This window comes from Parasphingorhabdus sp. DH2-15 (genome assembly GCF_051668705.1).
Lineage (GTDB): Bacteria > Pseudomonadota > Alphaproteobacteria > Sphingomonadales > Sphingomonadaceae > Alterisphingorhabdus.
Genome location: NZ_CP196351.1, coordinates 1,885,330 through 1,908,978 on the forward strand (window position 1 = coordinate 1,885,330; position 23,649 = coordinate 1,908,978).

Below are 23,649 nucleotides of genomic sequence, written 5' to 3' on the forward strand. Positions count from 1 at the left end.
TACTGGGAATGGCATTGTTTGCCAAATTTCAGGGTAAGGGGAAATCTAATGAAGAAAATGAGATCTGGTTCGCACCTGCAAAAAGCATCTTCGCTTATTGGCAGTTCAGTGCTCGCAATGTCAGCCATGCTGATGGCTGGTACAGCGCACGCTCAAGACGTCACGCCTGATGAGGAAGATGAAGCGCTGGAAGATGCAATTGTTGTGACGGGTTCACGCATTGCACGTGACCCAAATCTTGGTTCGCCCGCTCCTGTTTTGACAGTAACCGGCGAACAGATCCAACGTTCTGGCGGCTCTGACATTGGTGACGTTCTGCGTGATATTCCAGCATTGTCAGTATCAGGCTCTGTCGAAGACTCCATTCAAGGCGGCGCTGGCAGCATTGGTCAGTCGACTTTGAACCTTCGCGGACTCGGGTCAGTGCGGACATTGGTGCTGGTTAACGGTCGCCGTCACGTTTCTGGCGTTGCTGGCTCACAGATTGTTGACGTCAACTCAATCCCTACAGCATTGATTGAAAGTGTTGAAACAATCACTGGCGGCGCATCAGCCGTTTACGGTGCTGACGCTGTTTCTGGTGTTGTAAACTTCAAGCTGAAAGATGATTTTGAAGGTATCGCTGGCAATATTCAAACCGGCATTTCCTCGCGCGGTGATGGCTGGCGGATCAATGGCGATCTAACCTGGGGCACAAACTTCGCAGATGGACGCGGTAACTTTGTTATCTCAGCAGAATATGCGCGTGTAGATGAATTGCAATTTGGCGAACGCTCATTCTCTCGCAACAATGGCATTTTCGATGACCAAGCGAACCCAGCCCTGCGTTTTCAGGCTGGTGACATTGGCGCAGATACGCCAAATTTCGCAGGCAGCCAAATCGGTTCTCTTATCCCAACCACAGCAACAGGTTTCACACCGACAGCTGCAGAACAAGCATTGATTGATCGTGCCATTAACTCACCACGTCGTTTCATTGCTACGGACCCACGTTTTTCATTATCTTCCGCTGGCGGTGTGATTGCTCCCGGTAATATTGGCCCCAGTGATGGCCCAGATATTAACGGCAATGGCATTCCTGATTGTCTGGAATCATTTGTTGGCTTTAACAGTACGTTTAATCCTGGTGCATTCGGTCTAGCTGGTGGTTGCGCTGTTATCGGTGCTAATGGCGGCCTCTCGGTCTTTCAAGACGGCCTGATTACTGGCACTTTCAATCAGTTCGGTGGCGATGGCATTCCCAATAACTTCGACAGCAACTCATTGATTCCAGAAACTGAGCGTTGGTCCGTAAATGCCAATTTCCGCTATGAATTTTCCGAAGCGGCAGAGTTTTTCTTCGAAGGAAAATATGTTTCCAGCAATGCAGAGTCGCAAAGTCAGCCCAATACATTTTATGATTTGCTGACAATCCGCTCTGACAACCCTTTCATTACGCCTGATTTACAACAATTCGTCGAACCATTGTTTTTTGGCAATGGTGTTGATGAGGGTTTTTACATCACGCGTGATCCGGCTGACCTTGGCCCAAATCGTGATCGCAACGAGTTTGAGACATATCGTCTTGTTGGTGGTTTACGTGGTGATATCAACGAGAACACAAAGTACGAAGTGTCATTTAACTATGGCAATTTCCAACAGACTAATTTCAACGCGAACAGTGTTATAACCGATCGCTTCTTTGCAGCAATTGATGTCACTACAGACCCGCTAACAGGTCAGCCAATTTGCCGCTCTGATATAGATGCTACACCGCCAGCAACTACCCCATTCAATATTCCTGCAGCAGAGCAAGGCTTTTTCACGTTCAATCCGGGCGATGGACAATGCGCTCCAGCGAACATTTTGGGCGGCGTTGGCGCTATCAGCCAAGCGGCGATTGACTTTATTACAACCACGACAGTTAACCGTTTTGAGCTGGAACAGTTTGTCATCAATGCCTTGCTAATTGGTGATACTGGTAAGTTTTTGAATCTGCCAGGTGGCGCGGTTGATTACGTTCTTGGTGTCGAATTTCGTGAAGAGACCAGCACATCAAGATTTGACCCACTGGTACTAGGTGTTGCACCTGTATCAACCGCACAAATTAATCAGGGACAGCTGATCAGCACGTTAGCCAACCCATTAATTGGCACTGCTGATAACCCACCTGTGTCGATCCAAAACTCTCTCGTTTTCGACCCCGCCACGCAGATTTCAAATGCAGGTGGCCAGTTTGATGTGTTTGAATTTTTCGGCGAAATAAGTTTGCCAATCTTACGAGACGTTGCAGGAGCAGAGGTTCTGGAATTGAGCGGGGCTGCCCGCTTTGCATCTTACTCTACTGCGGGCAATGCATTCACATGGAACGTCAATGGTCTCTATAAACCGGTTGAAGATATCTTGTTCCGTGGCACATATGCAAGAGCTGTCCGTGCGCCTAATATCAACGAGCTTTTCAATCCGGCGCAAGGGGCATTTTTCCGCCCGATTGATCCATGTGAAGTTGCCAGTATTCAGACGGCGACTGATCCAGCATTGCGCCAAGCCAATTGTGAAGCATTCTTTGCACAAATCGGCTTTACACCGCCTGTAGACGCTAATGGTGATTTCGCCTTTGTCGATCCACTGACTGCTCGTTTCTCCGGTTCGGTTTCAGGCAATCCAGACCTTGATGTTGAGACGGCAACAACATGGACAATCGGTACGCAGATCACGCCGAGCTTCCTGCCTGGCTTCACACTGAGTGTTGATTATTACAATATTGAGATTGAAGATGCGATTTCGACAATCAGTGCTCAAGATATTGTCGACAATTGCGTTGACAGCTCATCCATCAACAACCAATTCTGCCCGCTTGTTCAGAGGAACCCGGCAACTGGCGGTTTCACCTTTATCAGTCAAACAGCAGTAAACTTTGCGCGTCAGGAAACGGCCGGCATCGAATTTTCGGCCAATTATAGCTTTAACCTTGGGGACCATGGCTTTAATGCCCGTGTCAACGGCACATGGGTTGATAAACTGGATTTCTTCTTCGATCCAGCAGACCCAAATCTGGTTGATCCTGAATTGCGCGAATTGCGTCGTCCTGAATGGGCAGGTAATGCTGCGCTAACATGGACATGGAACGATCTGAGCGTCACATGGCAAACAACCTATCGCGATGCGCAAGGTTTGGCTGCGGTTGAAGTCGAAGATACAGGGAATACCGGTGCTGATCAGTTCAGTTTTGAAAACGGTTTTGCCAGCGATAGCTTCATTCACGACATCGCTTTTGGTTATGACTTGAACGATAAGTTTGAGTTTTATGGCGGCGTAAACAATATTTTTGACCGTCAGCCATTTGTAACCCAACAGGCTTTTCCGGTGAGCCCTATCGGTACATTCTTCTATCTTGGTGCACGGGTAACCTATTGATAGAAACCCGGCAATATGACGGCCTTTGTCGAGGCAATATGAATTAGAAAAGGGCGCATCCTCATAGGTGCGCCCTTTTCATTTTGGGGAGAAGAATATTCGGGCCACTTTGCCGGTCTGCTTTTTGATGGTAGCGTAACGATATTGGTATGAGGGAACGCCGATATGGAAAAAATATTTAACCGTCTGCAAAGGGCGATTTGGAAGAAATTTACCGAAACACTGTTTGACGGCACTGAAATGGTTATTAGCGCGGATCAGGTCGTTGATAATTTAGAGCTCATGTTTTCCGAAATGCATGGCGGAAAAGCCCGAGAAACCGGCCTATCGCTCTATGTTATCTGGTTGGCACTTGGTGGCCCTGCATTTCATTATGCCACTGCTGTCCAACGCAGAAGAGCGTTTGAAAAGAAGCTGCAAAATCGCCGCATCGATCTGTTTCAGGACTTTGCCCGTATAAGAGGTATTATCTATGCCGGCTATTATGGCCATTGGCTAGGCGGTGTTGAAGGCTCAGAAGCGGATAATGCCAGCAACCCAGTGTTGAATAGCATAGGCTATACCCTGCCCACATTGCGCGGCAACCGTGCCGGAGCCCCCGAAGACCCAGAAGTTGGGGAACAGGTGAAAGCCGACCTACCCGATTCCGCTTTTGTTGACCGCAATACCATCGCCGATGATGTTGAAGTCATCATCATCGGTTCCGGCGCAGGCGGTGGTGTGGCTGCAGCAAATTTGGCCGCTAGTGGGTATAAATGCCTGATTGTGGAAGCGGGAGCGCATTTCCCTTGCAGCAAAATAACCACGCATGAAAAAATCATGTCGTCCAATCTCTATCGTGATGGCGCGATCCAGACGACCCGCAACAGGGATATTATCGTCTTTCAGGGGCAGGTTGTTGGCGGATCACCGGTCATAAACAATGGCATCGCTCTACGGGTGAAACAGGATGGACTTATCCACCAAAAAGCCGAAGATGTATTAGCAACATGGTCCCGTTTGGGTGCACCGGTTAGTCCTGCTGCTCTCACAAAAAGCTATGAATATATTGAGAAACGCTTGGGCATTGCCCCTATTGCGCCGCGCCTTGGTGTAAGAAATGGCAACCACCTTATCCGTGGATGGAACGCATATAAGCAGAAATCAGATAACCCACTCGACCATGAAGCACCGCTAAGATGGTTCAGTAAAAATTGGGGCGAATATGGCTCAGATCGAGCATGTGTTTCGGCAGGATATTGCAACACAGGCTGCCCATATGGCCGCAAAAATGCACCTCCTGAGACATGGCTCGCTGATGCGGTGGCTGGTGACAATGAGCAACCTGCACGCATATTGCCAGAGGCGCAGGTCGAGCAAATCCTATGGGGTGAACGCAATATCGCAGGCGAACGTACTGCCCGTGGTGTGGAAATATTATTTCGCGATGGCACCAAAAAGACGATCTCTGCCAGCAAAGGCATTGTGGTTGCGGCTGGTACTATAGCATCGTCCAACATATTGGATGCCAGCGGTATAGAAGGAACTGGTGAAGGCATTTCGTTGAATATTGCCTGCCCCGTACCCGCTTTGATGGGCAGCGAACAACGTGCATGGGATGAAGACCAAATGGCGACCTATGTCGACCGTGCCGATTTTTTGATTGAAAGCCATTTCCAGCCGCCAATGAGCATGTCTACACTGGTGCCAGGATGGTTTGACGAACATTTTCAGCGGATGAGAAATTATAACCGACTGGCATCTGCTGGCGTGTTGTTTCCCGCTGATCGTCTTGGCCGTCTTAAAAAAGGCAAACTTGATCTCAGCTTGGATGACGAGGCTCTTTGGACGTTACGACGAGCGCTAGGAACTTTGAGTAAAGTCCATTTCGCGGCCGGGGCAATGGAAGTTTACCCCGCCTTATTGCGCGGCCAGACTCTTTGGAAAGGTATGGATTGGGAGAAAATTGATACATTTTTTGCCGATGCCATTACTGAAGCAGATGATGTTGTTATCTCTTCCAGCCACCCACATGGGGGGAATGCAATCAATCAAAACCCGGCCAAAGGCGTGGTTGACCTTGATCAAAAGGTTTATGGCACAACCAATGTGTTTGTCACTGATGCCAGTGTTATGCCCAGCAGCATAAGAGTAAATGCGCAGCTGACCACTATGGCGATGGCCGATAGGGTCACCCATGGCGTAAGGATATTTGATAAATAATCGCTACCACCTCCCCTAGCTGTACGAAGCTGCCTGTTTATCATTGTTCAAAACAGATAAGCGGGTTACGCTTTGCAGGAATTGGCTTTGCCATGCCAAATCGTTGAGCCTGGTAGCAAACCCAAGGGGGAAGAATGACCCGTAATATCCTATTGGCAATTTTGAGCAGCTTTGCATGTGTCATATTATCTGGCTGTACAGCCTCAGCAGACCCTCAAAAAAACACTATAGCTGCGCCATCAGCACCGTCCGGCACGCTGATTATAGGCAATAAAGGCGAAGATACTGTCAGTTTCATCAATCTTGCTACGGGAGAGGAAGCGGCACGCGTCGCGACCAAGAGCATGCCGCACGAGGTCGCCATTTCCCCTGATGGAACCCTTGCCGCGGTCGTAGCCTATGGCGGCACCACCATTGATATTTTTGATATTGAAAGTGCATCACTGGCTCAGCGCATCGATTTATCCCCCAACAAAAGACCGCACGGCTTAGTCTGGCTGGCCGATGGCCGGATCATGGCCACGACGGAAGGCAGCGATACGCTGAGTATAATTTCCTACATTTATTGCCCCCCTCAGCAGGTTTGCCCTGCTATTGCGCCAATTGTCACCGCAATTCCAACTGGCAATAAAGGCAGCCATATGCTGGCCGTCAATGCCGATGGCAGCCGCGCCTATGTGTCCAACCTGCAATCAAAAAATGTCAGCGTTTTGGATACAGCTTTGGGCAAGAAAATACGTGACCTTGATGCCGGTATCGAGCCGGAAGGAATTGCACTAACGCCCGATGGCAAGGAATTATGGGTGGCCGCACGCGGCAGTGATGAAGTCTTTGTTTTCGATACCGATACGCTGGAGCAAAAGGCGAATATCAAAACCGGCCGCTTTCCCATTCGTATCGCGATCAGCCCTGATGGCCGTCATGCTGTCACGTCTGATCTGCGCGATGGCGCCATTAGCGTCATAGATACTGCAAGCAAGAAAGTGATCCGTACCATTAGCGTTAGTGGTAGCGAGGACGCTTTTCAGGTAACTTTGGTATTTTCGCCTGATGGAAAATATCTTTATCTTGCAGAAACCGGCACCAACAGCATTGCCGAAATCGCCTTTGATAGCGGCAAGGTCACACGGCGCATTGCAGCAGGAGAAGACGGGGACGGTCTGGGTATTAGTCCGGTTGCCATTCAACAAATAAAAGCGCAATAATATAAATGATGATATAATCTGGAGAAGGCATAGATGAGCGAAGAAACGAACAGCGGGCCGCGTACCTTGATCGATGAAGCTGTGCAATCGACGACAGCTCTTGGCCCCATGATGGGGCTGGCGCAAGAGGATTTTGTGGGCGCTATTGGCGTTCTGTTGAGAGAAACAGCCTCTGATCCAGCCCGCACAATGCGTCATACGCAGGCATTTTCTGAAGATGTCATCAAAATCATGACGGGCAAATCCGACCTTGCCCCCAACCCCAAAGACAAAAGATTTATGGATCCGGCATGGCACTTTAATCCCTTTATGAAAGCCAGTGCGCAATATTATCTCGCTATCCAGAAAGGCATGAAAAGCTGGGTCGAAGAATTGGAATTGGACGATATTGAAAAAGACCGTGCCAATTTTATCAGCACCATCATTATTGATGCCCTTGCGCCGACAAATACTCTTGCGGGCAACCCAACAGCGCAAAAGCGGATGATAGATAGCGGCGGCCTGTCTTTGGTCAAAGGCTTGAAAAACGCCTATAATGACATGGTTTATAATGACGGCATGGTCAGTCAGGTCGACAAAAAGCCCTTCAAGCTGGGCGAGAATGTTGCAACTTCAAAAGGCAATGTGGTTTATCGCAATGAAATGATGGAGCTCATTCAATATGCGCCCACCACCGATGAGGTCTATGCCATTCCGCAATTGACCATTCCGCCGCAAATCAACAAAATGTATATTAACGACCTTAGCCCCGAAAAGTCGGTGGTGAAGTGGCAGGTTGATAACGGCATTCAGACTTTTGTCATCAGCTGGTTAAACCCACAAAAAGAGCATGGCCATTGGGGTATGGCGGAATATATCGCTTCCTGCCGCGAGGCGCTGGACGCAATTTGTGAGATAACCGGCTCTGATAAGGTCAATGTTTCTGGCGGCTGCTCGGGTGGTCAGACATTGGCGATGCTGCTTTCCAAATTGGCGGCGGAAGAAGATGAGCGCGTCAACGCTGTCACGCTGATGGTCTGTGTCCTTCATCCTAAGCAGAATGACTTGGAAGCAGGGTCGCTGATGAGCAAGAACAGCCTGCAACTGGCCAAGCAGCGTGCGGCGAAACAGGATGTTATTCCTGGCAACTCACTGGCGCGCGGCTTTGCATGGTTGCGGCCAAATGATCTGATTTGGAACTATGTCATCAACAATTATCTTATGGGCGATGACCCGCCAGCATTTGATGTATTATTCTGGAATGCTGATGCCACCAACTTGTCGGCCAGCCTGATGGGCGACTTTCTGACCATTTTCGAAACCCTTGCCTTTGTCAATCATGGTGAACTCAACATGGTTGACCATGATGTCGATATTTCGAAAATCAAAAATGATATGTTCATTCTCGGCGGTGTTACTGATCACATTACCCCATGGCGTGCATGCTATCGTTCGACCCAATTGTTCGGATCAAAAAACATAGAATTTATATTGTCGCAATCCGGCCATATGCAGGCCATTTTGAACCCGCCTACGAACCCGAAGGCCAAATATTTCAAACTGAAAGGCAATACGCCTGACAAACAGAAAAAGCCGCCAGCAGATGTCGATAAATGGCTGTCTGGCACTGAAGAGGTTAAGGGCAGCTGGTGGCCATATTGGATGGAATGGCTGCAATTGCGCGCTGGTGACAAGATCCCGGCAGCGGCTTCTCTAGGCAGCAAGAAACACCCACCAATGGAAAGCGCCCCTGGCCTTTACGTGCTGGATTAAACTGCTGATGCATTAAGGTTGCTCCTTTCGGTTCGTAACCGAAACGGCTTCCTATGCGAACAATCAGTATATAGATTGAAAGAGAACGGCACGGTCGTTCTGAAAGGAGCCTTTATGGCCAAAAGTGACAGCGCGCTGAAAGATGCGCAGATTACGATGGAAAATGTCGGCGGCCGCGATCTTAGGGTTACGCGGTGGCGGATGGATGAACCATCAGAAAACCTGCCCTTGCTTTTCTTCAATGGCATTGGTGCCAATATGGAAGCCGTGGCGCCTTTTGCAGAGATGCTGGAGGAACGGCCCTTCATCATGTTTGATATGCCCGGTGTTGGTGGGTCACCGGACCCCGTTGTGCCTTATAACGCATTCATCATGTCATGGATTAGCGACCAATTACTGGAGCGTTTTGGCATCGACCAAGTGGATGTCATGGGCGTAAGCTGGGGCGGCGCGATGGCGCAGCATTTTACCATGCAGCATTCTGATCGCGTCAACCGGCTCATTCTGGCGGCCACAACCGCAGGCATGTTTATGGTGCCCGGTAATATTTCCGCGCTCAGCAAAATGGCCGATCCACGCCGTTATATTGACCCTGATTATATGACCAAGCATTTCAAAACGCTCTATGGCGGTGCAACCAATGGTTCCGAAGGTCATGTCGCCCGCGTCACACCGCCATCAAAGACTGGCTATTTTTACCAGCTGCTCGCCATGATGGGCTGGACCAGCGCACCGTTCCTGCCCTTTATGAATAAGGAAACCCTGATCATGATGGGCGGCGATGACCAGATTGTCGTGCCGATCAATGGCCAAATCCTAAACCGGCTAATCCCGAACAGCCGTTTGGAAGTGATTGAAGATGGTGGACACTTGTTCATGCTCAGCCATGTTGAGGAATCGCTGGCGCTTATCCGTGAGCATCTTGATCAGGACTAGCACCGCAATAGCCTTGTTATATCCACCGAGGCATTGCGCAAAAATATTGTGAATCATGGGCTTGAGTCATTCTGCACTTTCCTTTTTCACAACTGGTGATAGCTTTCATGCAATTCATCCTCACAGAAGGATATTGAGGAGGCTATCATGCGGCACATTGCGATTATTGGCTCCGGACCGGCTGGCTATTATACAGCCGAAGCGGCGATCAAGGCATTTGGCGATGATGTGACAATCGACATCATTGATCGATTGCCCGTACCATATGGACTTATCCGCTTTGGTGTCGCCCCTGACCACCAAGCCATCAAAAATGTGGCACGGCGCTTTGAAACGACAGCGTTGAATGACAATGTCCATTTTTGCGGCAATATCTCTGTCGGCAAAGATATTTCCGTAGAAGAGCTGCAACAGCTTTATGATGCTGTGGTTCTGGCCACCGGTGCACCCAATGACCGTCCGCTCGATATTCCCAATAGCGATTTATCGGGTGTGATTGGCAGTGCTGCCTTTGTTGGCTGGTATAATGGCCATCCCGACTTTGCCAATTTGGCCCCTCCTCTATCCGGCAAACATGTGGCCATAATAGGCAATGGCAATGTCGCGCTGGATGTTGCCAGAATTTTGGCCAAAACACGCGAAGAATTTGCCACCAGCGATATAACCGAAAATGCTTTATTGGCCCTGACCGACAGCAGTGTCGAAAGCATAACGCTATTGGGTCGGCGTGGTCCGCACCAAATCGCCATGACGCCGAAGGAGCTTGCCGAACTGGGGCATCTTGAACGGGCAATACCCATTGTTGACCCTGATGATCTTCCTGAACCGATTTTGGATTCCATGTTGGAACCTGGCATCAGAAAATCGGTCACCCATTTGCGCAATTTTGCACAAATAGCTGCTACCCAAGACAGCCATAAGCCTGTGCGGATAGCATTCGATTTTTATGCTAGCCCTGTGAAATTTGGCGGCGATGGCAAAGTTGAGAGCCTGACAATAGAACGCACCAAATTGGATAGCGACTTACGCAGCATTGGCACTGGCGAAACCTATGACATACCCTGTGATCTCGCGATCAGCTGCATTGGCTATCGCACACCGCCCATTGATAATGTCCCCTATGAACATGGTCGCGGACGGTTTGCCAGCAATGACGGACGCATTTTGCCCGGCCTATATTGCGTAGGCTGGGCACGGCGCGGACCAAGCGGCACCATTGGCACCAACCGGCCTGATGGTTTTGCCATTGTCGAGCGGATGATAGAAGACAATATCGGCACTTCTCGCAAAACAGGACGCGCAGGCCTGAACAGCCTGATGGCAAATCGCAAGGTTGAGATTGTGACATTTCGCGACTGGAAAAATATCGACAAGCTGGAGGTAGAACATGCCCGTCAAGGCGCCCCGCGCGAAAAAATCACCAATGCCGAAGAAATGATCGCAGCCCGCAAAGGTTAATAGATCCGGCCATTATCGCTGACGCAAACTCGCTGCTGATTTGACCGATTGCAAAGTTCTGATATCCTCCTGAAAAATAATAGGAGAGAAACATGCATGACCTCATCATTAGGGGCGGCAAGATTGTCGATGGGACGGGCGGCGCAGCTTATGTGGCGGATATCGCTATTGACGGAGATAGCATTACAGCCATTGGCGAAATAAGCGGCCCTGCCCACCAAAGCATAAATGCAGACGGCAAAATCGTTACGCCCGGCTTTGTTGACATCCACACCCATTATGATGGTCAGGCAACATGGGATGATGAGATGGCACCGTCCAGCTGGCACGGGGTTACAACTGTTGTGATGGGCAATTGCGGTGTTGGTTTTGCACCTGCCAAACCAGATAAGCATGACTGGTTGATCGGCCTGATGGAAGGTGTTGAGGATATTCCCGGCACTGCTTTGGCCGAAGGAATGTCTTGGAATTGGGAAACTTTTCCCGAATATCTTGATGCCTTGGACCAAATGCCGCGCACCATAGATGTTGCTACGCATGTGCCGCATGGCGCCATTCGCGCTTATGTACTGGGTGACCGTGAGCAGCCCGGCGCTGTGCCTACACAGGATGATATTGATCAGATGTCGGCGATTGTTGAAGAAGGCCTGCGTGCAGGGGCATTAGGCTTTTCCACATCGCGCACTGTACTGCATCGCTCAATTGATGGTGAACTTGTGCCCGGTACAACCGCCACCAAAGAAGAACTTATCGGCATTGGCAGGGCCATGGGCCGTGTTGGCCATGGTGTGTTCGAAATGGCATCTGACTTGAAATATGAATGGGATGAATTTGGCTGGATGGGCAGTCTAAGCCGTGAAACCGGTCTGCCGGTAACATTTGCCGCGCTACAATCTATTGCGAAGGAAATGCCGCTCGACGAGCAGATACAGCGGACAGCGGAAGAAAATGCGAAAGGCGCCAATATCGTCGCACAAATCGCATTGCGCGGTAACGGCATCATCATGTGCTGGCGCGGAACGGTACATCCCTTTTTGTTCAAACCCAGCTGGGAAGAGATTAAAGAGCTAGATTGGTCCCAGCAATATGCGCGGCTGAAAGACCCAGAATTTAAGACAAAGCTGATTGCAGAAGAGTCTGTCTATCCTGATGATGCTGGTGATTTGCTGCCGCTGATGATGATCATCGCCAATGGTTGGATGGTGCAATATGAAATGGATGATGATTTCAATTATGAACCCACAGCCGCAGAGTCTCTAGCAGCGCGTGCCGAAATTGCAGGCATGGCCGCACCCGAATTTGCTTATGACATGTTGATGCGCGATGACGGCAAAGGCATGATCTATTACCCTATCCTCAACTATGCGGATGGTAATCTGGACTTTCTTCATCCTCTTTTCCATCGTGACGATACAGTGAACTCTCTCTCCGATGGCGGGGCGCATTGCGGAACGATTTGCGATGCCGCTGCCACAACTTTCTTTCTGGAGCATTGGGTGAAAAACCGCGAAGCCGGTCGCGTCACTTTGGAACATGCCATCAAACGGCAAACTGCAGATACGGCAAAACTCTATGGTCTGGAAGATCGCGGCGTATTGAAACCTGGCTATCTGGCGGACATCAATATCATTGATCTTGGTGCGATCCGTTTGCACAAACCATGGCTGGCGTTTGATCTGCCTGCTGGCGGTAAAAGGTTGCTGCAAACCGCTGATGGTTACGATTATACAATCAAGTCTGGCCAAGTCACATTTGAACGCGGCAAGGTAACACAGGCCCGCCCGGGCGGTTTGATCAGAGGGCCACAATCTATGGCAACACGATTAGCTGCGGAATAGTGCTATCAGCCAATTAGGCCGTAACGCTCCAAATCGTTCAAGGATAATTGCAACGCATCATCAAATGATGCGCTGTTGGTGAGAAGGTAAAAGCCGGTAGCATCTTCATCGGCAAGGCCCATTTCACGATAGAAACGCAGATATTCCTGATGGATTGGGTCAGACAACGGATAATCGCCAGCCTCATAGCCAGCATCGTCTTGCCAGCTATGCACCAGAAACTCTGCGCCCGGCTCCGCTACGCGATAAGCACCAGCAGCAAATAGCTCTATGCCACCAGAACGAACCGATCCATATGATGGTACATAGACGGTCAGCCCTGCATTGCGGATCATTCTGGCCAGCCGAAAATTCGCCATATCATCAACGGTCCCTGCAACATCATGCAATTGCAACGTTGTAATCCCCGGATTGTGCTTCAGCATACGGGCAAAATTTGCTGGGCTGGCGGAATCGACTTCCCCAGAAAACTCAACCACATCATCCGATACCAACCGGAACTGGCCTGCATATTCCAGCGGTGCTAAAGTTGGCTGTACGGGAGCTGCTTCGACTATCGGTTCCAAGCGTGGCTTAACGGCTTTTACGGCTGGAATTTGGGTCGGTGCATCAATATAATATTCAACCACATCATCAGACATGACCAAATTACCGGATGGCTGACTGCTCTCCGCCATAACAGGTGCAACTTGTGAAATGACCAGCAGACATGCCAAGACTTTGCCAAAACGTTGCGCCAATATATTTGCTTGAAAACCCATTTCTTCCGCTTTCCTTCACCCGCCGGATAACCGGCCATAGGAAAGCTCTAGGCACAGGGTTTTACAAATTCCCCAACCCGCGTGGTTGCAAATGCGTTAACGATATATCGATGTTAGCGTTGAGAACGCTGGTCCTGCACCGTATAGTGCACGGCGCGTTCATCCCAGCGGGACAATAGCTTGCGCGCAATATCGGGGATGTTGGCAATGGTCATGTCATCGCCCACAAAGCCTACAATATCAGATTCACTCGCGAACCAGAATATCGTCGAGAACTCAACCTCATCTAAATCTGCATTACCATCAACGCGCCGCAGAATGTCGATGCTTAATAAGCCGGAAATTCCCCGTGCTTCGATGGAAGGAATGATGGTTTCACGCAATGCCGTTTCATAAGCATCCGCCTTATCCGGAGCAGTCCAGCCTCGCCAGATACGTGCAATCATATGATGTTAAACACGCATCGGCATCAGCACATAAAGCGCTGGTGCACTGTCATTTTCCTTAATCAGCGTGGGCGCACTGGCATCAGCAAGATGCACATCAACACTATCCGTATCAATCTGGTTGAGAATGTCGGTGAGATATTTGGCGTTAAAACCAATTTCCAACGGATCATCGGCATATTCACCGCTCAACTCTTCAGCAGCCGTGCCATTATCTGGCGATGTGACAGACAGAGTGACCTTATCTTTATCAAGCGCCATTTTCACGGCACGTGTTTTTTCAGATGCGATTGTCGCAACACGGTCAACACTCTCACGGAAGGTTGACGGGTCAACCTTCAATATCTTGTCATTACCAGTCGGAATAACCCGCGTATAATCGGGGAAAGTGCCATCAATCAGTTTCGATGTTAAAATGCTGGTCTGCAAAGTGAAGCGTATCTTGCTGGCTGATAGCTCAACCAAAACTTTTGCTGCGCTATGCTCATCCAACAGCTTTTTCAGCTCGCTGACACATTTGCGCGGAATGATGACATCAGGCATTTTGTCAGCGCCATCAGGACGATCCAAAGTATAGCGAGCAAGTCTATGGCCATCTGTTGCGGCGGCCCTAAGCGCAGGCTGTTCATCCTCGACAACATGCAGGAATATGCCGTTAAGATAATAGCGGGTTTCTTCTGTAGAGATTGCGAAGCTGGTTTTTTCGATCATGGCAATCAGTTCGCTCGCTGCCAGCTCAAAACTGGTCGGCAGATCACCCTCAGCAATAACGGGAAAGTCATCGCGCGGCAAAGTTGGCAGGCTGAAACGGCTGCGTGATGATTTGACCAGCATTTTGCCATCAGAAGCATCAAGAGAAACCTGACTGCCATCGGCCAGCTTACGAATAATCTCAAACAATGTATGCGCCGAGACGGTAATGGAGCCAGGCGTCTCAACCGTGCTGGCCTGTATCGTGTCTACGACCTGAAGGTCCAGATCGGTAGCCATCAAGCGAACGCTGCCATCAGCGCCTGCCTCTATCAATACGTTAGAAAGTATAGGGATCGTATTGCGACGCTCAACCACGGATTGAACATGCCCAAGGCTTCTGAGCAACACACCGCGTTCCAAAGTTACTTTCATCTGGTATTCCTCGACAGGGCCTTATCAGGCCCATTGTGATTTGCGTGGATACGGCGATCGTAAGTCCGCCGTTAAAGCTTTAACCTTCATGAACAATATCAAAGAGCGGGGCAAGAGACACACCCACTCCAAAGCCGCGAACATGCTGTAATTTGTGGAAAAGACGCTAGTTTTCGGTCGATCTTGCCCTGTCGACCAAATACGCACCCGTGCAACAGGCTATTGATGCGATCTTGAAATGCGATTAGCGTCGGCAAAAATAGAATATCGGGGAGGATATTATGGACTTTTTGGCTATCAACTGGCTGGCCATTATCTTGGCAGCGATTAGCGGTTTCATCGTCGGAGGCATCTGGTACGGGCCAATAATGGGCAAGCAATGGATGGGCGCTGTTGGCCTGACCGAGGAAGATATTCAGGGCGGAAATATGGGGCAGATATATGGCACCGCTTTTCTGTTCAGTCTGCTCGCTTCCTTCATGTTTGACCATCTGCTGACCAGCTATGGCCAGTCTTTCGGGTTTGGCACCATAGTGCTTATCTCTACGGGCGTTGCTTTGGGGTTTATCGTACCAGCCATCGGGACAAACTATCTGTTCTCCCAAAAAAGTCGCAAACTGTTTTTCATTGATGCAGGTTATTGGATATTATTTTATATCGCGATGGGCTGTGTCCATGCCGCATTTTCGACTGGCCAATAATATAAGTTATGCAGGGTGATTATGGCCCTGCTAGCCGTTTCCGGGCATGATCTCGACGATCGTATCACCCGCCTGCAATGACTGGCTTTCATCTTCCCAAAAGCCAAACGCTTTGCCATCACGGTAAACGCGAACACCCAGACCGCCAGAAGTGATGTCTGCCAAGCTGCAGCCCAATTCTTCCTGCGTAACATCACGCTGCGCCAGTTTGACGCGCCCATGAATTGACGCGAGGTCGGATAAATAATCAGAGATATTGGGGCCATGGCAAGAACCCGCCAGCAAAAGACCTGCAAAACTGATCGGGTTGATAACCGTAGACGCACCGGCTTGACGCGCCAGCAATTCATTATCCTCTGCCCGCACACACACGCTGATCGGCACATGATGCGCCAGATGCCGCGCGGTCAAAACAATCAAAATACTGGTGTCATCGCGTCCTGCAGACACAATCATGGCCTGGGCTCTGGATATTTTAACGTCCAGCAACACAGTGTCGCGGGTTGCATCGCCGCACAGCACGGCGCAGCCCAATTGTTCAGCCGCCGTCAACTCTTCCTCATTGGTATCGACGACCACAATTTCTTCCGGCTTAGTGCCGCGCGCGATCAGCTCGTCAACCGCTTCACGGCCGCTGGTGCCAAACCCTGCCACAATGATGTGGTTGTGCAGATTTCCCTGAATAATTCTCATGCGCCAGACATCCCATGTGCGTTTGAAGACGAAATTATAAGCAGTGCCCACGAAAATGAGAACCACAAAGACACGAATAGGCGTAACCACCAACGCATCAAATAGCCGCGCCCGCTCCGTAACCGGGGCAATATCGCCATAGCCAGTTGTGGTGATGGATATCATTGTGAAGTAAATAACGTCCAGAAAACTGACATCACCATCATAATCGTCACGCAGGCCAGCGCGATCAAACCAATGAACCGCGATAGCGATACCGATCAACCCGACAACAAAAGCCACACGCCAAGTAATAGCCAGCCAGACCGGCATACCGGACCGGCGGGTGAGTGTCTCAAACTGGCCATAGCGACGTCCTGAGCTCATCGAGCGGGTAACCTCTTCACCGGATCAATCGGTTTTCGGTTTTGCCGTACCTCAAAATGCAGCTGCGGTCTATCAACAAGTCCCGTTCGACCAACTTCGCCAAGGCGCTGCCCAGCCCGGACTTTTTGTCCACGCACAACAACAATCTGGTCAGCATGACCATAAGCCGTAACCCAGCCGCCACCATGATCAACCAATATCAAATTGCCAAGCGAAGGAATGGCCATGCCCGTATAAGCAACAACACCATCACCAGCGGCAACAAATTGCGTTCCCGCACCGGCAGCAATAGCGATACCATCATTAACCTTGCCGCTCCCCTTACTGCCAAAGCTCGACAATAAAGGGCCATTAGCCGGCCATATGAATTTACCCGAAAAGCCGTCTGGAACATCAATCGGTACAGCAAGCCCTGCACGTGTCGGAACAGTATTTCCGGCAGAAGGATTGCTATTTTCTGCCAAAGCTGGCTGAGCGCCCGTAACAATATCGTCAATTTCCAACGAAAAAGCGGCAGCGCGCTTTTCCAAACTTTCCGTGCCTGCTGGGTTTGTTGAGGTCGTGATAGTATTCGGCAATTGCAAACGCTGCCCAATGCGCAAAATATAGGGTTCTTCCAACCCATTTAGCGCCACAATATCACCCCATTTCACGCCATAAGCCCGCGCAATGGCAATACCCGTTTCACCAGTGCTGACGGCATGATAGCGGCCAATGGGCACTGTGAGTTTTTGCCCCGGAAAAATCGTAAAGGGCGGTTCAATATTGTTGGCCTTTGCCAAAGCCTCTGAACCAGCGCCGGTTGTGTTGCCGATGCCGCGCAATGTATCACCCGGTTTGACGATATAGGAGCTCTGACTAACGGTGAACGCATTGCGTTTAACCTGCCTTGCCTCCCATGGCGCATCTTGCCGCAAAAGCGCGTCTATATCCGTGGCCAGAACTGGATCGCCAGATGTGTTGGAAGCACGCGCAGAACCAGATTGCGGTGATGCACCTTGCGGAATACATCCTGCGAGAGAGAAAGCTGCCAAGAGCATAACAACCATTTGCAGCCGGTAAAAAATACCGGCTGGCTGTTTCTCAATCTTGTTAAAGACTTTGTTACCCTGCATATTTGCTATGTACCAAGTCTTTGTCGGCAATCCATCTCTATATTCAAAAGAGCAGGCCATTTTACCATATTCACTATTATTTTTGCGGAAATATCTGCCCCAAGCGCGTCAACGACTCATGATGAGTCATATCCAGATGCAGCGGTGTCACACTAACCATGTTTTCACGCACGGCTTCCAGATCGCTACTATGGGCCGGTGTTGCATCGGTTGGGGCCAGCCCGAACCAGTGATACTCAAAACCGCGTGGATCTTTATTGGTCAGAATTTTCACCCGTCCATAGTCATGACTGCCCAGTGCGACAGTGCGGATGCCCGCCACCTCATCAGCTGAACAGGCGGGAAAATTGATATTAAGCAGCGTGCCCTGCCCCAAAGCCTTATCACGCATTAGAGCGATCAGCGGCGTTAAAGTCCGCTCGCTCCATTGCAATGCGGTATCAAAAGACACACCATTGCCTGCGCTTTCTTTGGAATAGCATTGGCTGAGCGCAATTGCAGGAATACCGGCCAAGGTGCCCTCTTTGGCTGCCGATACTGTGCCGGAATAGCTCACATCTTCAGCCAGATTTGCGCCGCGATTAACCCCAGATAATATCAGATCAGGCGGGTTATCCTTCATCAGTTTTGCGATCGCCATCAGCACTGAGTCGGTTGGCGTGCCATCAACCGCAAAGTTGCGATCATCATAGCGATAAATGCGTAGTGGCCGCGACAATGTCAGTGAGTGCCCTGCGCCAGATCGCTCTTCGGTCGGCCCGCATGTCCAGATATCGTCAGAAAACTTCGCAGCAATCTGCCGCAAAGCGGCAAAGCCCGGTGCGTTAACGCCATCATCATTGGTCAGCAGAATACGCATTATTGCGCCGGCATCAACTTAGCCATCCCGCCCATATAGGGCAACAGCGCATCCGGTATGGTCACGCTGCCATCGGCATTTTGGTAATTTTCCACCACCGCCACCAAGGTGCGACCAACGGCAAGACCCGAGCCATTCAACGTATGGACAAATTCGGTTGGTTTTTTCGCGCCATCTTTATCACTTTCAGGGCGATAACGCGTGTTCATGCGGCGTGCCTGATAGGTACCACAGGTCGAGACACTGCTGATTTCGCGATAGGTTTCCTGCCCAGGCAGCCAAACCTCCAGATCGATAGTCTTGCGTACAGATGCGCCCATGTCACCCGTGCACAGCATCATATTGCGATAGGGAAGCTCCAGCGCTTGCAACACCGATTCTGCTGACGCATGCATATGCTGAAATTCTTCATCATCCTGATCTGGGCGCGCGATAGTAATCATCTCCACCTTTTCAAATTGATGCTGGCGGATATAGCCTTTGGTATCACGTCCGGCAGAGCCTGCTTCTGAACGGAAACACGGGGTCAAAGCAGTAATGCGGATGGGCAATTGCTGGCTTTCCAGAATTTGCTCTCGCACAGAATTGGCAAGGCTGATTTCCGAAGTGGAAATCAGACAGCGGCCATCCGTTGTGCGGAACAGGTCTTCAGCAAATTTGGGCAATTGCCCAGTGCCAAATGCTGCATGATCGCGCACCAATAAGGGCGGTGCACATTCGGTATAGCCGTTCTCAACCGTTTGCTTGTCCAGCATGAACTGGCCAATAGCACGTTGCAGCCGGGCCATGCCTGCGCGCAAAAAGGTGAAACGCGCACCGGATATCTTGGCGCCAGTCTCAAAATCCATGCCCAATGCTGGCCCCAATTCGCTGTGATCTTTTGGCGCAAAATCAAATGTGCGCGGCGTGCCCCAGCGGTTTAGCTCAACATTATCATCTTCATCTTCACCATGGGGTATTTCCGGCAGTGGCAAATTGGGCAAGGCATTCATGACCAATGCCAATTGCTCCGCTGCTGCGCGCTGCTGTTCTTCCAGCTGCGGCATGGTATTTTTGATATCTGATACTTCCGATTTCAAACTTTCAGCCAGCGCTTTGTCGCCCTTACCCATAGCCATACCAATGGCTTTGGATGCCTCGTTGCGGCGTGCCTGCATTGCTTGCAATTCGGTGGTCAGACGGCGCTGATCTTCATCAAGCGCCTGTATTTTGCTAGCGAGCGGTTCCAGCCCTCGTAATGCCAAGGCGGCATCAAAGGCTTCTGGCTCATCGCGGATAATTTTAATATCATGCATGGGCGATGCTATGCAATTTGCTCTGCCAGAGTGCAAGCCTCAAACTTCATCCATAGCCAGGGATTACAGCCCCCCAGATGCAAAGCCCCCATAACAAAAAGGCCGGAACCATCGGTCCCGGCCTTTTGCGTCACATAGAGTTACAGTGCTTATGCAGCCATGCTGTATTCTGTATCCGTATCAGCGCCTTTTTTGGCGAGGTAACGACGGCGCGCTACCAAGGCTGCAGCTGCTGCACCGAAGAGCAACATGATCGGCGGTGCAGGGACTGGTGTTCCTCCGGTAGAGCCAACGCCGCCACTTGCTCCGCCTGTTGAGCCGCCGCTGCTCGAAGAGCTGGATGATGATGACGAGCTAGAGCTGCTGGAGCCGCCGCTTGAACCAGTGCTACCAGTTGAGCCTGTGCTGCCACCAAAAGAGCTTGATGACGATGAGGAACTGCTGGACGAACTGCTCGATGAAGAAGAGCTAGCACCGAAGCTTGATGAACCACCGGTTGCACCAGATGATGTTGCACCTGAAGACGTGCTGGATGAGCTGGAGGATGATGAAGAGGAAGAAGACGAGCTTCCGCCTGATGACGTTATTCCACCAGAAGATGCACCACCGCTTGAAGAGCTGGATGAAGACGAGCTGGACGAAGATGAACTGCTCGATGATCCACCACTTGAAGCATTGCCGCCAGATGATGTGTTACCACCGGTTGAGCCGCCGCTGCTTGAAGAGCTAGACGATGACGAAGAACTTGATGACGATGAGCTGCTTGCTCCACCTGTTGAGGTGTTACCGCCAGAAGACGTGTTGCCGCCTGTAGAACCACCACTGCTCGAAGAGCTGGATGATGATGACGAGCTGGAAGAGCTGCTGGACGAACCGCCAGAAGATGCATTACCGCCTGAGGAGGTATTGCCACCAGTTGACGTATCACCACCAGTAGAACCGCCGCCGCTGCTTGAAGAGCTGGACGATGAACTGGTGGAAGAAGACGAACTGGATGAACTGGAGGAGCTCGATGAGCTGCTCACACCACCGGTTGATGTGGATACACCGCCTGTAGATGTTGAAACACCACCAGTCGAAGTAGAGACGCCACCCGTTGACGTTGAAACGCCGCCTGTTGAGGTCGATGTCGAGGCACCGCCAGTTGAGGTCGAGCTAGATACGCCGCCGGTAGACGTCGAAACACCACCTGTTGAAGTCGATGTTGAAACACCGCCAGTAGATGTTGATGTCGAACCACCAGTGCTGGTCAATCCCCCCGTAGAGGTTGAGGTTGAACCGCCTGTGCTGGTTAAACCGCCTGTAGATGTGGACGATGAACCGCCTGTGCTTGAGAGACCACCAGTGGACGTAGATGAGGAACCGCCGGACGAAGTCGAGGAAATAACGACCGTACCGCCGCCGCTTCCACCGCCGCCGCCTCCAAAGAAGCCACCGAAGAAGCCGCCGCCAAAGCCGCCTATACCGCCAAAGCCAAGACCGCCGCCAAGAACTACAGGCGCTGCAGATGAGCTAGCAACTGGCGCTGCTTGTGGTGGCAAAGGTGGTGGTGGCGGCAGAATAGGAGGTGGCAAAGGAATTGCCGGCGCTGCTTGGCTGGCCACAGTCACCACTGTTGGTGAGCAACTGTTCGCCTGTTGACCACTGCTGCTTGATACTCGGCGACGAATACGCTTGGTTGAGCGAGAAACATTGCCACGTTTCAATACACGAGTGCGAACATTTTTGGTTGAGCTTCTGGATGGCTTTTTAATAACCACCTCTTGAGCATTAGCGGATGTATCCGCGATTTGCACCGCGCCGCCGCCTATAATCGCTCCGCCACAAGTGCAGGCACATAATTTTGCCAAAGCCATACGAACAGACATGTTGACTACTCTCTTCTTCCAATGCGCAGTGTCGCGCTTTCTAATTCCGCTACTGACCAATAATCGGTAGAGGCCATTGCTATAGTCAGAAAGACAGAACAGGAGGTAAATGACAATCCTGTTAACCCTAATCCATCCAAATTATGCTGCAATTCTAACAAATCCTAGGCACTTCAGCTGCACTTGTCCCGTAATGAGACTATGCTGTCGCAATTATTAATCATTTCCCGTTGGCAGTTCCCTAAGAACCCCTTTTCAGAAATTAATGATTCTTATTTAACATAAATGCATGAGCATCGCAGCCATATCTTCTGTTGGCCTATGTAAAATGATGAAGTGCCCACAATTATGGGTCGATAATGCCCTTCACCATGATCTTATACAGAATCTTGTTCTTATGTCGCAACAGCGCTTGTCTCAGCCATTTTGAGTAGCTATAGGCGCGGCGAAGGGAATATTGGAGTAGATATGGTCACGACTATAGCCGTGGACGACATCGATGTGCTGGCCAAAGCGCGCAAGGCCTTGCCCGATGATTACACACCCCATAATGACGAAGAGTATATGTCCCCTAGGCAGATAGCCTTTTTTCGGGATCTTCTCGTTGCGTGGAAAGATACCATCTTACAGGCAGCGGAAGCCACATTGCAGCAATTGCAAGATGGCCCGATACGCGAGGCCGATCTTAACGATCGTGCATCCAGCGAGACTGACTGGGGTATTGAGCTGCGCACACGCGATCGTCAACGTAAGCTGATATCAAAAATCGAATCCGCTATTCGCAGGATTGAAGAAGGCGAATATGGCTATTGTGAAGTTACTGGCGAACCTATTGGTTTAGGCCGGCTTATCGCAAGACCTATTGCGACTATGACCGTCGATGCGCAAGAAGCGCATGAACGCCGTGAAAAAGTCTCACGCGACAATTAATCGCTTTCTTTCTTAAGCAAAAAATCTCCCGCTGCTAATTTTCGGCGTATATAATCTGTGTCTCTAGATGTAAAATTAACCTTTTGCAGTTAGTTGTTCACTTGGGTCGCAAGGCAATATGGGTTTATCGCATCATATATAAGGTTAGTGTTTCAGCGAGTGAATTTAACCAGAAAATTCGTTCTGCCGTTAACCTATTGGCGACATTTTTGTAGCATATATGCGTGAAAGATTTTGAGAGAAGTTTCGATATGGACGCATTTGACAATAATGATCATTCGGATGGGACACGTAGTAATGGTGACGTGGAAAGCGAAGCAGCGCGCAGGCCGCCTCGCAATTCTTTGTTCATGCTCTCCCAAATTACCTTCCAAAATACGGCTAAGGTAATTGAAGCCCGCGTGCGCAATATTTCATCTGGCGGCATGCTGGTTGAAAGCAGCGTGTTCTGCGAGCCTGGCGATCAAATTGAAGCTGAATTGCGCAACATAGGTACTGTTAAAGGCCGCGTGTCATGGCGTGAGGGCAATCATTTTGGCATCGCGTTCGATCATGCAATCGATCCCGATCAGGTGCGTTTTACCAAGCCAGCCTCGCAAAACGCGAACTCGCCGACGTATATTCGCACTTTTGAAGACCAATATAACAAAAAAGATGCCAGCAAGATCCGCCGTATATAACGTGGTTCTGACTGGCAATATGA

18 protein-coding genes are annotated in these 23,649 nt (G+C 50.3%); 11 read left to right on the forward strand and 7 right to left on the reverse strand.

All coding sequences use genetic code 11. The features are described from left to right. The first annotated feature begins 48 nt into the window (after positions 1 to 48). From ACR9YC_RS08865 to ACR9YC_RS08895, 7 genes are all read left to right on the forward strand, one after another. Positions 49 to 3,396, forward strand: coding sequence for a TonB-dependent receptor domain-containing protein (locus ACR9YC_RS08865; RefSeq protein WP_438726488.1), 3,348 nt, complete (start codon positions 49 to 51; stop codon positions 3,394 to 3,396). Positions 3,397 to 3,561: 165 nt separating this feature from the next. Next, on the forward strand, positions 3,562 to 5,598 hold the full coding sequence (locus ACR9YC_RS08870; protein WP_438726491.1) for a GMC family oxidoreductase N-terminal domain-containing protein: 2,037 nt from the start codon (positions 3,562 to 3,564) through the stop codon (positions 5,596 to 5,598). A gap of 134 nt (positions 5,599 to 5,732) precedes the next feature. Then, entirely contained in the window at positions 5,733 to 6,803 is a 1,071-nt protein-coding gene (locus ACR9YC_RS08875) for a beta-propeller fold lactonase family protein (protein ID WP_438726494.1), read from the forward strand. A gap of 33 nt (positions 6,804 to 6,836) precedes the next feature. Continuing rightward, positions 6,837 to 8,555, forward strand: a complete 1,719-nt coding sequence (locus ACR9YC_RS08880) for a PHA/PHB synthase family protein (protein WP_438726497.1) — start codon at positions 6,837 to 6,839, stop codon at positions 8,553 to 8,555. Between the two features lie 114 nt (positions 8,556 to 8,669). Beyond that, positions 8,670 to 9,491, forward strand: coding sequence for an alpha/beta fold hydrolase (locus tag ACR9YC_RS08885; protein ID WP_438726500.1), 822 nt, complete (start codon positions 8,670 to 8,672; stop codon positions 9,489 to 9,491). Between the two features lie 147 nt (positions 9,492 to 9,638). Then, a complete protein-coding gene (locus ACR9YC_RS08890; RefSeq protein ID WP_438726502.1) occupies positions 9,639 to 10,949 on the forward strand; it encodes an FAD-dependent oxidoreductase in 1,311 nt (436 codons plus the stop codon). 92 nt (positions 10,950 to 11,041) lie between these two features. Next, positions 11,042 to 12,787: an N-acyl-D-amino-acid deacylase family protein gene (locus ACR9YC_RS08895; RefSeq protein ID WP_438726505.1), complete on the forward strand. Its 1,746-nt coding sequence runs from the start codon at positions 11,042 to 11,044 to the stop codon at positions 12,785 to 12,787. A gap of 5 nt (positions 12,788 to 12,792) precedes the next feature. Here the strand turns inward: ACR9YC_RS08895 and ACR9YC_RS08900 are convergent, their stop codons facing one another. The 3 genes from ACR9YC_RS08900 to dnaN form a co-directional block, all read right to left on the reverse strand. Further along, the gene (locus ACR9YC_RS08900) at positions 12,793 to 13,548 is read right to left on the reverse strand and encodes an alpha/beta hydrolase (protein WP_438726508.1); all 756 of its coding nucleotides are present in this window, start codon (positions 13,546 to 13,548) and stop codon (positions 12,793 to 12,795) included. Positions 13,549 to 13,661: 113 nt separating this feature from the next. Next, the gene (locus ACR9YC_RS08905; RefSeq protein WP_438726510.1) at positions 13,662 to 13,994 is read right to left on the reverse strand and encodes a hypothetical protein; all 333 of its coding nucleotides are present in this window, start codon (positions 13,992 to 13,994) and stop codon (positions 13,662 to 13,664) included. Positions 13,995 to 14,000: 6 nt separating this feature from the next. Then, positions 14,001 to 15,119 carry a DNA polymerase III subunit beta gene (gene dnaN, locus ACR9YC_RS08910; RefSeq protein ID WP_438726513.1) on the reverse strand — a complete coding sequence of 373 codons (1,119 nt, stop codon included), beginning with the start codon at positions 15,117 to 15,119 and terminating at the stop codon, positions 14,001 to 14,003. Positions 15,120 to 15,400: 281 nt separating this feature from the next. On the opposite strand from dnaN, the gene ACR9YC_RS08915 reads away from it, so the two are divergent. Beyond that, the gene (locus tag ACR9YC_RS08915) at positions 15,401 to 15,820 is read left to right on the forward strand and encodes a DUF1761 domain-containing protein (protein ID WP_438726515.1); all 420 of its coding nucleotides are present in this window, start codon (positions 15,401 to 15,403) and stop codon (positions 15,818 to 15,820) included. 30 nt (positions 15,821 to 15,850) lie between these two features. On the opposite strand, the gene ACR9YC_RS08920 is transcribed toward ACR9YC_RS08915, so the two are convergent. The 4 genes from ACR9YC_RS08920 to serS form a co-directional block, all read right to left on the reverse strand. Continuing rightward, a complete protein-coding gene (locus ACR9YC_RS08920) occupies positions 15,851 to 16,879 on the reverse strand; it encodes a potassium channel family protein (RefSeq protein WP_438726518.1) in 1,029 nt (342 codons plus the stop codon). Further along, complete coding sequence (locus ACR9YC_RS08925; RefSeq protein ID WP_438726521.1) at positions 16,876 to 17,994, reverse strand: peptidoglycan DD-metalloendopeptidase family protein; 1,119 nt, start codon at positions 17,992 to 17,994, stop codon at positions 16,876 to 16,878. The genes ACR9YC_RS08920 and ACR9YC_RS08925 overlap by 4 nt, the downstream gene beginning before the upstream one ends. Positions 17,995 to 18,070: 76 nt before the next feature. Beyond that, positions 18,071 to 18,853, reverse strand: a complete 783-nt coding sequence (gene surE, locus ACR9YC_RS08930) for a 5'/3'-nucleotidase SurE (RefSeq protein WP_438726523.1) — start codon at positions 18,851 to 18,853, stop codon at positions 18,071 to 18,073. Next, on the reverse strand, positions 18,853 to 20,148 hold the full coding sequence (gene serS, locus ACR9YC_RS08935) for a serine--tRNA ligase (RefSeq protein WP_438726526.1): 1,296 nt from the start codon (positions 20,146 to 20,148) through the stop codon (positions 18,853 to 18,855). The genes surE and serS overlap by 1 nt, the downstream gene beginning before the upstream one ends. Before the next feature lie 249 nt (positions 20,149 to 20,397). On the opposite strand from serS, the gene ACR9YC_RS08940 reads away from it, so the two are divergent. From ACR9YC_RS08940 to ACR9YC_RS08950, 3 genes are all read left to right on the forward strand, one after another. Next, positions 20,398 to 21,789 (forward strand): hypothetical protein, encoded by a 1,392-nt coding sequence (locus tag ACR9YC_RS08940; protein WP_438726528.1) that lies wholly within the window; start codon positions 20,398 to 20,400, stop codon positions 21,787 to 21,789. Positions 21,790 to 22,484: 695 nt separating this feature from the next. Continuing rightward, positions 22,485 to 22,946, forward strand: coding sequence for an RNA polymerase-binding protein DksA (dksA, locus tag ACR9YC_RS08945; protein WP_438726531.1), 462 nt, complete (start codon positions 22,485 to 22,487; stop codon positions 22,944 to 22,946). 224 nt (positions 22,947 to 23,170) lie between these two features. Next, the gene (locus tag ACR9YC_RS08950) at positions 23,171 to 23,626 is read left to right on the forward strand and encodes a PilZ domain-containing protein (protein WP_438726533.1); all 456 of its coding nucleotides are present in this window, start codon (positions 23,171 to 23,173) and stop codon (positions 23,624 to 23,626) included. Positions 23,627 to 23,649 lie beyond the last annotated feature (23 nt).

Bases quoted from the DNA above. Each gene is read 5' to 3' on its own strand.
- ACR9YC_RS08865 (WP_438726488.1), top strand. From the start codon at position 49: ATGAAGAAAATGAGATCTGGTTCGCACCTGCAAAAAGCATCTTCGCTT.
- ACR9YC_RS08870 (WP_438726491.1), top strand. From the start codon at position 3,562: ATGGAAAAAATATTTAACCGTCTGCAAAGGGCGATTTGGAAGAAATTT.
- ACR9YC_RS08875 (WP_438726494.1), top strand. From the start codon at position 5,733: ATGACCCGTAATATCCTATTGGCAATTTTGAGCAGCTTTGCATGTGTC.
- ACR9YC_RS08880 (WP_438726497.1), top strand. From the start codon at position 6,837: ATGAGCGAAGAAACGAACAGCGGGCCGCGTACCTTGATCGATGAAGCT.
- ACR9YC_RS08885 (WP_438726500.1), top strand. From the start codon at position 8,670: ATGGCCAAAAGTGACAGCGCGCTGAAAGATGCGCAGATTACGATGGAA.
- ACR9YC_RS08890 (WP_438726502.1), top strand. From the start codon at position 9,639: ATGCGGCACATTGCGATTATTGGCTCCGGACCGGCTGGCTATTATACA.
- ACR9YC_RS08895 (WP_438726505.1), top strand. From the start codon at position 11,042: ATGCATGACCTCATCATTAGGGGCGGCAAGATTGTCGATGGGACGGGC.
- ACR9YC_RS08900 (WP_438726508.1), bottom strand. From the start codon at position 13,548: ATGGGTTTTCAAGCAAATATATTGGCGCAACGTTTTGGCAAAGTCTTG.
- ACR9YC_RS08905 (WP_438726510.1), bottom strand. From the start codon at position 13,994: ATGATTGCACGTATCTGGCGAGGCTGGACTGCTCCGGATAAGGCGGAT.
- dnaN (WP_438726513.1), bottom strand. From the start codon at position 15,119: ATGAAAGTAACTTTGGAACGCGGTGTGTTGCTCAGAAGCCTTGGGCAT.
- ACR9YC_RS08915 (WP_438726515.1), top strand. From the start codon at position 15,401: ATGGACTTTTTGGCTATCAACTGGCTGGCCATTATCTTGGCAGCGATT.
- ACR9YC_RS08920 (WP_438726518.1), bottom strand. From the start codon at position 16,879: ATGAGCTCAGGACGTCGCTATGGCCAGTTTGAGACACTCACCCGCCGG.
- ACR9YC_RS08925 (WP_438726521.1), bottom strand. From the start codon at position 17,994: ATGCAGGGTAACAAAGTCTTTAACAAGATTGAGAAACAGCCAGCCGGT.
- surE (WP_438726523.1), bottom strand. From the start codon at position 18,853: ATGCGTATTCTGCTGACCAATGATGATGGCGTTAACGCACCGGGCTTT.
- serS (WP_438726526.1), bottom strand. From the start codon at position 20,148: ATGCATGATATTAAAATTATCCGCGATGAGCCAGAAGCCTTTGATGCC.
- ACR9YC_RS08940 (WP_438726528.1), top strand. From the start codon at position 20,398: ATGATCGGCGGTGCAGGGACTGGTGTTCCTCCGGTAGAGCCAACGCCG.
- dksA (WP_438726531.1), top strand. From the start codon at position 22,485: ATGGTCACGACTATAGCCGTGGACGACATCGATGTGCTGGCCAAAGCG.